The sequence below is a fragment of the Maribacter sp. IgM3_T14_3 genome (assembly GCF_049603095.1).
In the GTDB taxonomy this organism is placed as follows: Bacteria; Bacteroidota; Bacteroidia; order Flavobacteriales; family Flavobacteriaceae; genus Maribacter.
In genome coordinates this window covers 2,369,768-2,384,681 of sequence record NZ_CP187138.1, presented here as the reverse complement: position 1 = coordinate 2,384,681, position 14,914 = coordinate 2,369,768, and the positions used below count along the sequence as shown (strand labels likewise).

The following is a 14,914-nucleotide window of genomic DNA, read 5'->3' as shown; positions in this document are numbered from 1 at the left end:
TTAAACAGTTTGTGGTTGGTTAATACTATAGAAATAAAAGTCTTCTAAATTATTCGCCACTTCTTCAAAACCTTGACCTGGATCGCCTTCTGAAAATACATTAATATATAGGTTACCACTTCGTAAATAGGTAGACAGCACATTATATTCTGACTGGTATATTTCAACCTCTTCTTTTGCAATATTTTTACGAAATACTTTGTTATTCAATGTATTTGAAAGTTCTAACGGATGCCCCTGCACCACTACACTACCCTCATTAAATACGGCCATATTGGTACATAAATTAATAACGTCATCTACAATATGGGTTGATAGTATAACCACGGCATCTTCGCCTAGTTCACTTAATAGATTATGAAAACGATTACGTTCTAAAGGATCAAGACCCGCAGTTGGCTCATCTACAATAATCAATTTAGGATTCCCTATCAATGCTTGAGCTATACCAAAACGTTGTCTCATACCACCAGAGTAATCGCCCAAATTACGCTTACGGAATTTGTAGAGGTTTACTTTATTCAATAAATCGGCTACATACGCCTTGCGATCCGTTTTACTTTGAATACCTTTTATTTTGGCGATATGATTAAGCATCATTTCAGCAGATACTTTCGGGTAGACGCCAAAATCTTGAGGTAAGTAACCCAAAACTTTTCTAATCTCATCGGGCTGTTCAAAAACATTAATGCCATTAAATTCAATATGACCGCTATCTGCTTGCTGTAAAGTAGCAATAGTTCTCATTAAAGAGGACTTGCCTGCACCATTCGGACCAAGTAACCCGAACATACCGGTACCTATTTGTAGATTAACATTGTTTAAGGCTTTTGTACCGTTCGGATACGTTTTATTCAAATCTGTAATCGAAAGCATAATGTAATTGGTTTTCAAGGTTAGTATTTAGATGTCTAATACGTGTCTAAAATCTTATAAAAGTTACAATAGTGATAAAAAATATTCACAATCATATAACTTACCCTACAAAATCGTAGTAATTATTCTTAATTAAAATGTACAGGCGAAAACTATTAAGAAATAAAACCATTGAATAGAAAATTGAGCGTTTTCAAAAGTTTGACATATATCTTTTCTCATAAGAAATTGAATCGAATATTCTTTGCAGGGTTAAATACTCCAACAACCTGCTTCTCAATGGATTTTTTTTCAAATCCGAATATAATTTTACATAATCTATGTGGCGCTAAAACATGTAAGTGCCCCTCATTTATAAGTTCTTGAAACCTTCAAAAAAAATCTACTAGTAACTACCCAGCTATATTTGAATTGTAATATTTCACTGAGTTTTTATTTCAAAAAACATTTAGCGGTTAAGCCAATAAAAATAAGTGGTAACGTCTGTAGCTATTCTTCAAATTCCCCTATTTTTGTATAACTTCAAGACGCTTACGCTTTCAACAGGTAAAGACTAGAAGGTTATAGTGAAAAAGCAATAAAGCGTTTGAATAAAAATATTCAGTTATGGCAAAAAAAGGTAAAGCTAAAAATACGGTGAACAAAGCAAAGCATGCCAAGCTAATGGATAGAAAGAAGAATAAATTGAAAAAAGAAGCCGCACTAAGAAAAGAACGTTTAAAAAGCATTATTAAAAAAAGTCAGGAATCTGAATAAATATTGAATATAAAATAGCATTATGTACCCACTTATTAGAAATAGAAGACTTAGAAGTTCAGAAGCCATACGTAGTTTGGTGAGGGAAACCATTATTACACCAAGTGATTTTTTAGTTCCGCTTTTTGTAGTGGAGGGTAAAGGCATTAAAGAAGAAATACCTTCTATGCCCAATTATTACCGTCTAAGTCTAGACAATCTTGCAAAAGAAGTGAAAGAACTTTGGCGTATGGGGCTGTGTTCGGTGCTTGTATTTGTTAAAGTGCCAGATAACTTAAAGGATAATATCGGTTCTGAGGCATTGAATGAAAACGGATTAATGCAATTGGCGATTAAGACGATCAAAAATGCATGTCCAGATATGTTGGTGATGACAGATGTTGCCCTTGACCCTTATTCTTCGTACGGGCATGATGGTATTGTTGCTGACGGACAAATTCTTAATGATGAAAGCGTAGAGGTTTTGGCAGAAATGAGTGTTTCGCACGCCAAAGCCGGTGCAGATTTTGTTGCGCCAAGTGATATGATGGACGGGCGTATTCTTCGCATTCGCGAGGCTCTAGAAGATGAAGGTTACACCAATACCGGTATTATGGCCTATAGTGCAAAATATGCAAGCGCACTTTATGGACCATTTAGAGATGCACTTGACTCTGCCCCTGTCGACATTAAAAATGTACCTAAGGATAAAAAAACATACCAAATGGATTCTGCCAATAGATCTGAAGCTATTAAAGAAACATTGATGGATATTGAAGAAGGTGCAGATATCGTAATGGTAAAACCAGGACTTTGCTACCTTGATATTGTTCGTGAAATTAAAAATGAAGTCGATGTACCCGTTGCCGTTTATCAAGTTTCTGGTGAGTACGCGATGGTAAAAGCTGCTGCCGAAAAAGGATGGCTAGATCATGATGCCGTAATGATGGAGCAGTTATTGGCAATTAAAAGAGCAGGCGCCAATATTATTGCAAGTTACTTTGCAAAAGATGCTGTAAAATTAATGGGTTAAAAGCAGGACTGAATTCAGTGAATGAATAAATTATTTTTTATACTATTTGGTTTATTAAGTGGTATTCTTGTTTCCCAAGAACCTGCAACCAAAACTTTATTGCTTCCGGTTGGTTCTAGTTTGCAAGAATCTTCATTGGCGCATTATGGGTTAGATTCTCTTTACATATATCGCAAAGTAGATAGTATTGTAACGACTGGTATAAAAAATAATGCGTTCCCCGGTGCTCAGGTATTAATTGCCAAAGAAGGGAATATCATTTTTCATGAAGCTTACGGATTTCACACCTATGATAGTATTCAGCCTGTAGCTTTAAATGACATCTATGATTTAGCATCGGTCACCAAAATTTTAGGTCCGCTGCCTGCCATTATGAAATTGGTCGATGAAGGAAAGTTAGATTTAGATGTCCCTTTTAGCACCTATTGGAAACCTTGGCGAAGACAGAAAGATAAAGCAACTATTACGCTTCGCGAGATTTTAGCACACCAAGCGGGACTTCAACCTTATGTCGTATTCCTAAATGAAACTTTAAAAAATAACGGTCGGTTTAAAAAAAGGTTCATCCGTAGAAAATCGAGTAACAGATTTAGCAACGAAGCATTTGAAGGTATCTATGTAAAAAATAGATTCCACCGAAAAATGTACCGAATCATAAATCGTTCTGAAGTATCTGCAGAGAAAAAATACAAATATTCCGGACTCACATTTCTGATTTTTCCTGAGCTCATTACTCAAATTACTGGCGTTCCATATGCAGATTATATGGAGCATGAATTTTACAAACCACTTGGTATGAAAACCTTCGGTTTTCTGCCGAGCACTAAAAATTTTAACAACAAAATAGTCCCCACAGAGATAGATACAATTTACAGACATACGTTAACCCAAGGTTGGGTACATGATGAAAACGCATCTTTATTAGGTGGCATTTCTGGCAACGCAGGGCTGTTCGGTACTGCAAATGATTTGGCGATTATCATGCAAATGTTCATGCAAAACGGCCGTTATGCTGGCAAGCAATATATCTCTGAAAACACGTTAAAAGAATTCACCAAAGTTCAATATCCTGGTAACGATAACAGAAGAGGTTTAGGTTTTGACAAGCCTTATTTAGAAAATAACACCTTTAAAATTGCCGATGCCTACCCTGCACCAGAAGTTGGTGCATCAAGTTTTGGTCATAGCGGTTTTACGGGTACTTTTGTTTGGGCAGATCCCGAAAGCAAATTAGTGTATATATTTCTATCCAATAGAGTGTATCCTACGAGAGAAAATCGCAATATTTACGATCTTAATATACGTTCATCCATCCAACAAATATTTTATCAGGCATTTGATAACGTAAAAGAGCACAAACCTTAGCATTATTATTAATATCTTCGATTTATAAAACAACCCTATGGGCTTACTACTTTTTTACGCGTTCATTTCTATTTTCTTCTCTTTTCTGTGTTCTATACTAGAAGCAGTACTGTTGAGCATTACCCCTACTTTCATAAATGTAAAAAAGAAAGAAGGTCATGCGTATGCAACAACCCTAGAGGCACTTAAAAAAGATGTCGATCAACCTTTAATTGCCATTCTAACCATAAATACAATCGCCCACACGGTCGGTGCAATTTTGGTAGGTGTGCAAGCAAAAGTTGCCTATGCCGAATTATATGGTAGCGAAACCAAATCATTTTTAGGCATCACCTTTACAGAAGATTTAATGGTTGGTGTGGTTTCTACCATTATGACCATTCTTATTTTGGTAGCGTCAGAGATTATACCAAAAACTATTGGTGCTACGTACTGGAAACAATTGGCTAATTTCTCTACCAAGGCTTTGAACATTATGGTTTTGGGCTTAAAATATACGGGGCTGTTATGGTTGCTGCGTTTGTTTACCAAAATGGTAGGCGGTGGCAAACACCATGGTAGTGTGTTAAGTCGCGAAGATTTTCATGCCATGACCGATATGGCACATGAAGAAGGTGTTTTTGAGAAGTCTGAATCTACCATTATTAAAAACTTATTGAAGTTTGATGAAGTATTGGTGAAAGATATAATGACGCCAAGAGCAGTTATGAAAGTAGCATCTGATGAAAAAACGATTGCAGATTTCTTTTCCGATAATCCTAAATTGCGTTTTTCTAGAATTCCTGTGTACACCGATAATATGGATAATATTACCGGTTTTGTTTTAAAGGATAATGTGCTTGAAGAAATGATCGATCAGAACGGAGACATTCCGCTGAAAGATATTAAACGCGAAATTTTAGTAACCCGTAGAAGTACACCAATACCCACCTTATTTGAAATATTCATTGAAAAACGTGAAGCAATTGCTCTTGTTGTAGATGAATATGGTTCTGTAAGTGGTATTGTAACTATGGAAGATGTTATTGAAACCCTCTTAGGACTCGAAATAATGGACGAGAGCGACAATGTTGCCGATTTACAGAGTCTTGCTCGTAAAAACTGGGAAAAACGCGCTCAGGCAACGGGCGTGATCGAAAAGCCAACTTCACCAGACGAATAATTTTCAAAATACGATGGAGGAGGATATAGCATATATAAGTACGCCTTTAGGAGTTGCAAAAATTATTGGTGATGCTGATGGCCTTACCGCTATAACCGTATTGAATTCTGATGAACCACTTACCGATGTTATACCAGAATCTTTAGAAGATGCCGTTTATCAATTGAACGAATATTTTGAAGGGATAAGAACCAAATTCGATTTAAAACTAAACCCTGAAGGAACCGAGTTTCAAAAGAAGGTTTGGGTGGAGTTACAGAATATACCTTACGGAAAATCGAAGTCTTATTTAGAGCTTGCAAAATTATTAGGTGATCCCAATGCAACCAGAGCAGCCGCTTCTGCAAATGCCAGAAATCCGTTATGGATTGTGGTGCCTTGCCATAGGGTTATTGGCACTGATGGTTCACTTACAGGCTACGCTGGCGGTCTGCACAGAAAACAGTGGTTATTGAACCATGAGAGTCCGTTTAAGCAACAAAGTTTGTTCTAAAACAGCTGCTTTACCCGTCTAAAAAACAAACTACTTGGTTGGTTTCCTTTCAAAATTCCCCTTCATACATCTTACATCTTGCATTTTATCGATACAATTGCGATTGCTGTCGTTACTATCAACAATTATAAACATATGCTACAAGTAAAAAACCGACTACTTGGTCGGTTCGTTGTTTTTAGTCATTTCTTACGTAGAATTAAATAATTTATGGTGATTATGGTTTCCCGTAATGGAATGTGAGATGATAATTTTAGGTTGATTCTTTAATAGTATATTAGCTAGGTACGCTTTAAGCACCAAAACAGGAAATAAACCTATCTTGATGAATTCATTATTTCCTTGGCAAACATTTGAAAATTAAACATGAATTAGTTCAAACGAATAATTGTAATCTATTAATCCTTTACTCTTCTCATTGTCAATCCACGCTTTTTCTTCGTGACTTAATTCTCTTATTTCCTTCGCATTGTACTTTTTGAATTTTAAAATAATTTCATCCAAAATATCAATCTCAGCTTTATCAAATAATTCACTCTTAAATGATTTAGATGGAATTTTTATAAACTCTTCACCAACTAAACCACTTGGATATTGAACCGAAATTAAATCTACAATTTGCTGGTCTGAAAGATAATCGAATAACGTTCTAAATTTCTTAGGAACAGGACCGTGTGTATGCGCAAAATAACGTGTCCCACTTATTGAAACACCAGTTAATTTATAATGTAAAAAATCTGAATAAAATAGTAGTTTATTCATTTTAGTGGGTGTTACTCTTACATTTTCAGTAAAATACACTACCATTTCAACTAGTTTATCAAAATTGGGTTTTTTATAACCTGAAAAATTATCAGGCAAAAAGTTATAGTCAAAAACATAGTCAATCAATTCTTGTTTTCTTTTATTTAATTCTTCTTCCTTTTTTACTTTGCTGATATTTTTTAAAAACTTCTCTCTTTGGGATTCAGAAATTTCATTATTACTGTTAATCAACCCTTTTAATGTTCCTAAACTATTTATTATTGCTTTTAATAACGCAGCATTAGCCAAACTAGGCACTTCTCCTTTTTCATAATTACTGTAACTATTAATACCTAAGCCTAATATTTTGGTTATATCAGCATAGCTAAAAGAGTATTTTTCTCTAAATTCTCTTATTTCTTCCGCAAATGGAACATTATGTTTATCTCTGTATTTATTATAAACTTGATTTAAATTAAATTCATCTAACTCTGTGGTTGTAAATGACTCACCACTATCTTCACAAAAATAACTTTTGTGATTATACTCAAATTCTTCTTTTCGAAAAACCAAAATACTCTTCTCATTTTGTAAGGCCATTTCCTTACCTGTGATTGGACTTTTCATAATTGTTTGTTTTTTTAGCTTAATTTCTTAAGAGGAAATTTCATTGAATATTCCGCTTTATGAAAAGAGATGCAAACTGCTCCTCCAGTCATTTTTGAAATAGTCAATTTAATATAGACCTGTTGACCTTTAATCACTTTACCGAAAACCCACATTTCAGTTCCTCCTTGTTGAGTTTCTTCTAAAGGACCTTCGCTATAATCCTCTACTTCTAGATTTAAAATTATTTCTTCACGCATTTTAGCGGTAATACTTAAATCTGCAAGATTTTGAATACTATTTTTAGGGCGATTGGTGAAGATTATGCCTAAAGACTTTATAATCGCCTTAAGTTCTTGCAAAAAAGATTTTACAATTGATTTATCCGCCATATTAACGTGTCAAATTCTTTGCAAATGTAAAAATATAACGCATATATACACTATAAAGTGTATTAATTAATTAAAATATAATCTGAAATACACTTTAAAGTATACTTGGCTATATAACCGGTCGAAAAAATCAAATTAAATCTAACCATATTATTTCTATCATAATCTAGAGCAGGTTGGGTTATTCCTTAAAGTTGATTAATCAATATATTAAAGGCTGCAATCAAAGCTAATTTTACTCTTCCTTTTAAAACCATTCAGTCATATACCATTTTACATTGAGGGTCATGAGCATTAGCGATAAAACTGCACAGAAAGCAGTGGTTATTGAACCATGAGAGTCCGTTTAAGCAACAAAGTTTGTTCTAAAACAACTGCTTTACCCAACTAAAAAACAAACTACTTGGTTTGTTTAATGTCTAAAACACCCATTTAACTTTGTTCGTTGCGCTTTTTGTCGATACAATTGCGATTGCTGTCGTTTCTTTCTGCAATTCTCAACTCTCTTTACAAGTAAAAAACAGACTGGTTGGTCGGTTCTCGATTTTTATGACAATTATCATCTAAGTTCTGTTAATTACTCACATGCACCATTTATTTATAGCGATTATGGTTTTCCGTAATGGAATGTGAGTTGTTAATTGTAGGTTTATTCTTTAGTGGTATATTAGTGTTCAGACTAAATTAAAGAATTACTCATATACCTCAATATATGCGGATATGATTGATTGTATATATCCATACGTTGTGTTTAATTAAAAACCAAGAATGAAAAAACTAAGTGTAGAATCAAATAAAACATTTTATCACGGTTTCTTATTAAACGAACAAGAACTTCGAAGATTTAATGACCTATTTCAAGAACAATTAAAAAAAGAAATTGATGGTAAAATTGAAAATACTTATTCAATTGTGTTTGAAAATGGTGTAGTTGCCGAAACTAATGATATTGAGGAAATTCTTTCTTTAGAAAATAGTGGTTCCGCGAAAATTATTGAATTACAATTAACTTCTGAAATAAAAGATAAAAGAATAATTAGAATAGATTTTTCAAATGCGGATTCAAATAATGTAAGAAGCGATATAAGTATAAAATATACTATTAGCGGACTGACAAGAGATTGGGTATTTATCACAAGTTCTTTAATGGATGAAAGAATTAAAAAAATAAAACGATTTAATCTAAGTCTATTATCAAAATCTAGGAAGAATAAACCTTTTAGTACTTTGTTTATTCCTGTTACAATGTTACTAGTACTTACTTCATCTCTATTTACAACTATTGGGAAAAGTGACAAAATAATAATTGATATAAGAAAGGAATGGGAAGCCGGAGAATTAACAGACCCGATAGAAGCATTGATTAAAATTCAAGAAGGAAAAAATGCACTTGACCCTTTTACCCCGGTAAAATATATATTAATGTTTTTTGGAAGCTTAATTTTAATCCTAATAATTCTATTTATTTATCTCTCTAGACTTTATCCTATTTATAATTTTTGTTGGGGAGATTACCTCGAAGTATTTAAAAAGAAAGAATCTGCTAGAAAAACAGTTAATACAGTAGTAATAATTGGTCTTATAATTTCGGTAGTTGGAGGATTAATTGCAAATTATATAGGAAAATAACTAAACACAACAAGGGCTATAGCATCTAGCTCATAAAGTGCCTAATTCAAGGACTTGAGCGTATTCACCAAGTCAGCCAAATCTTTTGGATTTGGCTTTTAAAATGAAAAAGATAAATAAAAAGCTCTGGCTAATCGTTGTAGATAATACTAAAAAACACTATACTCAAAACAATGAATCCAAATAGCTCAACAAATCTCAGGAATAGGGTAAAAAAATTATACCTTCCGAAAACAAAGGCTCTATATCCCTTGTTTGAAGTTATAAGTAATGCTATACACGCAATAGATGAAAAACTAAAATCACCTGGCAATCCAGAATATAAAGGAAGAATTACAATAAAAGTCATCCGAAATGGTAGTGAAAATATTTTAAAAGAGATTAGTGATATAGAGAAGTATCCAATACAATCTTTTTCTGTTATTGATAATGGGATTGGACTTAATGAAGAAAATATAACATCTTTTGCAGAATTTGATTCCGAAAAGAAATCAGAGATTGGTGGTAAAGGTGTTGGGAGGTTAATTTGCTTAAAGGCATTTGAAAAAATAATGGCTGATAGTACATATCAAGATAATGGATCAATAAAAGCTAGAAAATTTAATTACCGTAAATCAAAAGAAGGTTTTGATAAATATCAAGAAAATTTACCCACCGATAAAAAAACTAGGACTATCTCATAAAGTGTGTAAATAAAAAAATAGCGGGGGCATGCCCCCGCTATTTTTTTAACTTTAAATTTTCACACCATTATGAAGAAAGAGGAATTATTCAACGATGAGTTCTTAAAACAGTTCAAGACCGGTGACGAGCTGAACGGTTTTCTGAAAGAACTCCAAAAACGTGGTATCGAGAAGATGCTGGAAGGCGAGCTTGACGGCCACCTCGATTATGACAAACATGGAAAGGCCAGGAACGGGAACACACGTAACGGCCATTCGACCAAAAAAGTCCGTACCTCCTTCGGGGAATCAAGGATCGCGGTGCCAAGGGACAGGGATGCCAGTTTCAACCCCATGATCGTGCCCAAGCGCGGTAATATGGTCGACGGTATCGAGAACGTGATCGTATCGCTCTATGCCAAGGGAATGAGCAACAGCGATATCGAAGAGCAGATACGGGAGGTCTACAACTTCGATATCTCCACATCCACCATATCGAGGATAACCGACAAGATCTCCGGGGACATCGTCGCTTGGCAGAACAGGCCATTGGAACCGATATACCTTATCGTCTGGATGGACGGGATCGTGTTCAAGGTACGCGAGAACTCGAAGGTCATCAACAAAACGGTCTATATCGCGGTAGGATTGCGCAGGGACGGTAAGAAAGAGGTCCTTGGGCTTTGGTTGGGCAAGAACGAGTCCGCCGCTTTTTGGATGAGCGTACTGACCGATATACGCGCCCGTGGCACCGAGGACATCCTGATAACCGCAACCGATAATCTGAACGGGTTCACCCAGACCATCAAGAACGTGTTCCCCGAATCCAAGACCCAGATATGTGTGGTGCATCAAATAAGGAATGCCTGTAGGTACGTTGTCTGGAAGGACAAAAAAGCCTTTACAACAGATATGAAACTTATCTACAACGCACCTACACAAGCTGCGGCGAAGGCCGCCCTAAAGGACTTTGCGGACAAATGGGAAGGGAAGTACTCCTATGCCGTCAAAAGCTGGAGGGACAACTGGGACGAGCTTACCGTGTTCTTCGAGTTCCCCATCGAGATCAGGAAAATAATCTATACCACCAACCTTATCGAGAACCTGAACGGCAAGATCAGGAAGTACACCAAGAACAAGCTGTCCTTCCCGACGGACGATGCCGTGATGAAATCCGTATATTTGGCGGTAAGGGAGGCCACCAAAAAGTGGTCGATGCCTGTAAGGAACTGGGGCATAATCCTAAATCAGTTCCTGACGATCTATGAAAAAAGGGTCAGACTTTAGATAAAAGTCCAACCCCTGTTATTTTTAACTTACACAGTTAATGGGATAGTGTCAAAAAACTACTGGAACACATATAATTCTTTCAAATTTTGAACTAAAGTACCAAAAGCACGCTCCTCGTGATATAATGGAAATTGCTCGTCAAATAATAACTCACTTTCAATTATACTTTATTCAAAAAATTGAACCTGAAATAATCATTATCAATCAAGATGACGTAGAAGTTAATTTATCAACTTTATTCGAAAGAGAGTTTCAAGGCCAAATTTTAAAAGATTCATTTGATTTATCCAATCAACATTTCAAAGTTTTTATCTCAAAATCCCTCAAATCTAAAAGTCATAAAATCCATTATTGTGCTCATCAAAGAACTGTAAAAGACGAATACGTATCCAAATTCCTTGAAGATCTCAAATACAGAATAAATATTGAAGGTGAAGAGGGTTTTTACTTCCAAATTTTTGTCGTTAGTGACTATTTAGACCACAATGTTAATGAAGCAAGAACGAGCTTTCACTTTGATACTGATGAAGAGGACGAGGACGAAGATTTTCAAGAGATTACTTTATCTAAAATTAGAAAAGGCACCTTGTTGATTATTGAAAAACTACTTAATGAATTCTTAGTAAAATTAAGACAACAGAAATTGGAAAAATACTTCCCGATTATAAAAGAAGAGTTTCCTAACTATACAAGTGTCGTAAATAACAATTTAGATAAAGTAAAGAAATTACCTGTTGGATTAAGCAATCAAGAGTTAGACTTAAAACTTTATGAAATAGAAAGCCAATGGAAACTTGAAGTTAGAAAAAAAGGAATTGACTTAATCGACAAGGAAAAAGATATTACACAACTCGAAGACTATAAAGTTTTATATGACAAATTTCTAACACAATTTAATGAAATTGGACAATCTGATTTGGCACGATATATAATTCATCGACGTTCAGTAATAGATTTACTTGATAGACTAATTGAACTAAATGAAGATGAAAAGTTCGCAAATGAGGATTTAGTTCACAGTCTATTTTTTCCTATAAGAGAAACGGGTGAAACGGTTTCTTCAGACAAACAAAATCTTTGGCTTTTAGATGAAAGATTGACATTTAATTCTCTTCTAGCTTCTGATAAACTTTTTAAACAAATAGATAAGCTCAACTCTAGTTCCGCCAAAAGAATGGACTTAATTGTTCAACAAGAAGAGGTTTTTGAAAATGCTACTCTATTTTCAGAAGATAAGTTTCCTTTCGAATCATTTACAATTGTTGAATTCAAAAAGCCCGAAAGAAATGATTACAAGCACGGAGATAGAAAAAAAGACCCAATAAAGCAAGTACGTACTTATGTTGAAGAGATTATTGCAGGTAAAGAAAAGAAAAATGGTAAGCAAATAAAAGCGAATAGAAACACTCCATTTTATTGCTATATAGTGGCTGATATAATGCCAACCCTTGAAAATATTTTAGAGTACGAAAGTTTTGACCCAACACCAGATGGCCTAGGTTTTTTCAGGTTCTATGAAACAAAAACTTCAAGAGCTTATGTGGAAGTTATGCCTTTCCAAAAAATTATAAAAGATGCCAAACAACGGAATAAAATTCTTTTTGATAAGTTAAACATAACATAATGGTACTGCTTACAACAAGTTTATATTGAATGTGCACCCTCCGGAATACAAACGCACCATACTAGAAACGTTATGCTTCATTTTCAAGAATGGCAAAACAAATATAAAATTCTTTAGAAAAAATAGATTAAATTATTTTCTATTGAAATAACGATAATGACTATCGGTAAAAGCCAAAATATAAAAACTGATAATTATTTAAAAAACCCATCTGCTTTGTCTCTGTTTTTATATTGATTTTAAAGGCGTTTTTTAAAACAAAATCAATAAACAGAATACGTTCGTAACCAAGTTTTATAACTTTACAATGAGAAAACTTCAATGCTATCTTTTAATTCTTTTGCCCATACTAGCCTTTTCGCAAGAAGCTGGGATACCAAAAATCGACTTTAAATCGACTTTAAATCGAATGCAGAAGAAGTAAACAGGTATGTTGAGTTATTTGGCTTGAAAGATGCAGACGCATTGGTGGTTTGCCTCGCCTACTCTATACTGCCACATATTGAACCAGAATCAGATTATATCGTTTACCTCAACAAAGGTAAGGTAAGGCGGTACAGAATTAATGAGTCCGCCCAACCAACGGCTTCCACCAAAATAAAGAGGATACGTGTTCAGAAAAAAAAGTATTCAGAGTATTGGGCATTTTTGAATCTCTGTGTTAGCGAAGGAAAATTCAATATAGATCAAAGTCAGTTAGCGACCTTAGGCGAAAAAGCGAACTCATGGAAAAACGCCATAAGTGGTGGAAAAACCTATACTTTCGGTTTATACCAAGGCGAAAATTATACAGAATACAAGAGCTTTTTACCATCAATGTTCACAGATGAAGAATATCCGGGATTCGAAGATAAACGTAAGTTAATCTATGTGATGGAAGGCTTTAAAACACTCTCTGAAGACTAATGCATGTTTGTTCCTTTTTAAAACTTTGGAGTCATCTAATGCTTTGCATAAAGGGTTACAAAACTACACAGCAAACAGTGGTTATTGAACCATGAGAGTTCAGTAAAGTTTGTTTTAAAACAGCTGCTTTTCCCAACCAAAAAACAAACCACTTGGTTTATTTAGCTCCAAAAACACCTTTTAAACTTCATACGCTTTGCATTTTATCAATACAATTACGATTGCTATCGTCAATTTCAAGAATTTTGAACTCATTTTGCTAATAAAAAAAAGACTAGTTGGTCGGTTTGTTATTTTTAAGGTAATTTTCTTTTGAGAGCTATTAATGACAAATTAGTTCCACATAATTTATAGCGATTATGGTTTCCCTTAATAGAATGTAAGATGTTAATTGTAGGTTTATTATTTAATAGTATTTGATTACTCGTTTATATACCAGTACGGGGTTATGATCGCGATTGTGAGTCTATCGAAAAGCCTTTCCCCAAAGTATCTTCTATTGAGTTTATAGCAGAATTCGTCAAGGTAGTTCTGCAAGTATTTCCCTTTTATCTTATGGTATATGCCCAATAAGGTCCTTTTGGCATTGGCAATGGCGATATGTACCCATTTTAGTGTCGTTGCCGTGGTTTCCTTACCGGATTTTTCCATTATGTGCATCTCGACATAATCGGATATGTTCACATAACTCGTGCTTTTGTCGCTGAAAACGATGCTCGTTTCCTCAAAGTTGCCCTTTACGGTTTCATCTATTTCCTCTGCCTTATGGGATGTAAGTACCTTCATCTTGAAATATCGGCAATGGCTACTCTTCTTTCCGGTAGCGGGGTCTTCCAAAGGCGTCGATTCGGCCATTACCGCTACATTGGACTGTTTTTGGCTACCGCGCCCCCTTTTAAGGTTCTTCTTTACGATCTCCTTGGTAGCAATCTCAAAATAGCCCTCGTCGAACTCGATTTCCCCCTTTAGTCCGTAAAGCGCGTCCCGTTTACCCATTGCTTCCCTTATTCTGTGCATGAGCGACCAGACCGTATCGTACCGCTTGTGGCCTAGCTGACGCTGGAGTTCCACGGCGGAGACACCCTTTTTGCTATAGGTCATGAATGCCATGGCGATATACCATGTCCTTAAAGGCAATTTGCTGTTCTCCATCATGGTGCCGCTGCGAAGGGTCGTCCTGAAACCGCAGTCTGCGCATTGCCATTGTCCCTTGGCCTTGAGCCAATACTGCTTTTTACCCTTACACTTCTTGCATATCACGACCTGCTTTTCCCTAACATTTCGCATATCGGTGCGACAGGATTCCTCATCGGGGAACTGCTCCATAAATCTTAATAGGTTCATATCTTACTATATTTGTCCTAAAGTTAATAAACAAAAGGATACTGGTAAAGTAC

General features: G+C 35.1%; 14 protein-coding genes. 10 read left to right on the top strand and 4 right to left on the bottom strand.

Annotation, left to right across the window (positions count from 1 at the left end):
- Positions 1-876 carry an ABC transporter ATP-binding protein gene (locus tag ACPF9A_RS10700; protein WP_424004455.1) on the bottom strand — a complete coding sequence of 292 codons (876 nt, stop codon included), beginning with the start codon at positions 874-876 and terminating at the stop codon, positions 1-3.
- 606 nt (positions 877-1,482) lie between these two features.
- Between ACPF9A_RS10700 and ACPF9A_RS10695 the strand changes: the two genes are divergently transcribed.
- Genes ACPF9A_RS10695 through ACPF9A_RS10675 form a run of 5 tightly spaced genes read left to right on the top strand, consistent with a single transcriptional unit; the run spans position 1,483 to position 5,664 of the window.
- Positions 1,483-1,632: a hypothetical protein gene (locus tag ACPF9A_RS10695; protein WP_166638520.1), complete on the top strand. Its 150-nt coding sequence runs from the start codon at positions 1,483-1,485 to the stop codon at positions 1,630-1,632.
- A 22-nt stretch (positions 1,633-1,654) separates the two neighbouring features.
- On the top strand, positions 1,655-2,644 hold the full coding sequence (hemB, locus tag ACPF9A_RS10690) for a porphobilinogen synthase (RefSeq protein WP_424004289.1): 990 nt from the start codon (positions 1,655-1,657) through the stop codon (positions 2,642-2,644).
- 21 nt (positions 2,645-2,665) lie between these two features.
- Entirely contained in the window at positions 2,666-4,009 is a 1,344-nt protein-coding gene (locus tag ACPF9A_RS10685) for a serine hydrolase domain-containing protein (RefSeq protein ID WP_424004287.1), read from the top strand.
- 37 nt (positions 4,010-4,046) lie between these two features.
- Positions 4,047-5,171, top strand: coding sequence for a CNNM domain-containing protein (locus ACPF9A_RS10680; RefSeq protein ID WP_424004285.1), 1,125 nt, complete (start codon positions 4,047-4,049; stop codon positions 5,169-5,171).
- A gap of 13 nt (positions 5,172-5,184) precedes the next feature.
- On the top strand, positions 5,185-5,664 hold the full coding sequence (locus tag ACPF9A_RS10675) for a methylated-DNA--[protein]-cysteine S-methyltransferase (protein WP_424004283.1): 480 nt from the start codon (positions 5,185-5,187) through the stop codon (positions 5,662-5,664).
- A 360-nt stretch (positions 5,665-6,024) separates the two neighbouring features.
- Here ACPF9A_RS10675 and ACPF9A_RS10670 read toward each other — a convergent pair whose 3' ends face one another.
- Positions 6,025-7,035, bottom strand: a complete 1,011-nt coding sequence (locus ACPF9A_RS10670; RefSeq protein WP_424004281.1) for a type II toxin-antitoxin system antitoxin SocA domain-containing protein — start codon at positions 7,033-7,035, stop codon at positions 6,025-6,027.
- A 14-nt stretch (positions 7,036-7,049) separates the two neighbouring features.
- On the bottom strand, positions 7,050-7,406 hold the full coding sequence (locus ACPF9A_RS10665; RefSeq protein ID WP_424004279.1) for a hypothetical protein: 357 nt from the start codon (positions 7,404-7,406) through the stop codon (positions 7,050-7,052).
- 768 nt (positions 7,407-8,174) lie between these two features.
- On the opposite strand from ACPF9A_RS10665, the gene ACPF9A_RS10660 reads away from it, so the two are divergent.
- The 5 genes from ACPF9A_RS10660 to ACPF9A_RS10640 all read left to right on the top strand — a co-directional run bounded on the left by ACPF9A_RS10660 (position 8,175) and on the right by ACPF9A_RS10640 (position 13,517).
- Entirely contained in the window at positions 8,175-9,035 is an 861-nt protein-coding gene (locus ACPF9A_RS10660) for a hypothetical protein (protein ID WP_424004277.1), read from the top strand.
- A 173-nt stretch (positions 9,036-9,208) separates the two neighbouring features.
- Complete coding sequence (locus tag ACPF9A_RS10655) at positions 9,209-9,718, top strand: ATP-binding protein (protein WP_424004275.1); 510 nt, start codon at positions 9,209-9,211, stop codon at positions 9,716-9,718.
- 69 nt (positions 9,719-9,787) lie between these two features.
- Positions 9,788-10,984 (top strand): IS256 family transposase, encoded by a 1,197-nt coding sequence (locus ACPF9A_RS10650; protein WP_423997793.1) that lies wholly within the window; start codon positions 9,788-9,790, stop codon positions 10,982-10,984.
- Positions 10,985-11,111: 127 nt separating this feature from the next.
- Positions 11,112-12,611 (top strand): hypothetical protein, encoded by a 1,500-nt coding sequence (locus ACPF9A_RS10645; protein WP_424004273.1) that lies wholly within the window; start codon positions 11,112-11,114, stop codon positions 12,609-12,611.
- Positions 12,612-13,058: 447 nt separating this feature from the next.
- Positions 13,059-13,517 (top strand): hypothetical protein, encoded by a 459-nt coding sequence (locus ACPF9A_RS10640; RefSeq protein WP_424004271.1) that lies wholly within the window; start codon positions 13,059-13,061, stop codon positions 13,515-13,517.
- Positions 13,518-13,937: 420 nt separating this feature from the next.
- On the opposite strand, the gene ACPF9A_RS10635 is transcribed toward ACPF9A_RS10640, so the two are convergent.
- Positions 13,938-14,861, bottom strand: a complete 924-nt coding sequence (locus tag ACPF9A_RS10635) for an IS1595 family transposase (RefSeq protein ID WP_424000131.1) — start codon at positions 14,859-14,861, stop codon at positions 13,938-13,940.
- Positions 14,862-14,914 lie beyond the last annotated feature (53 nt).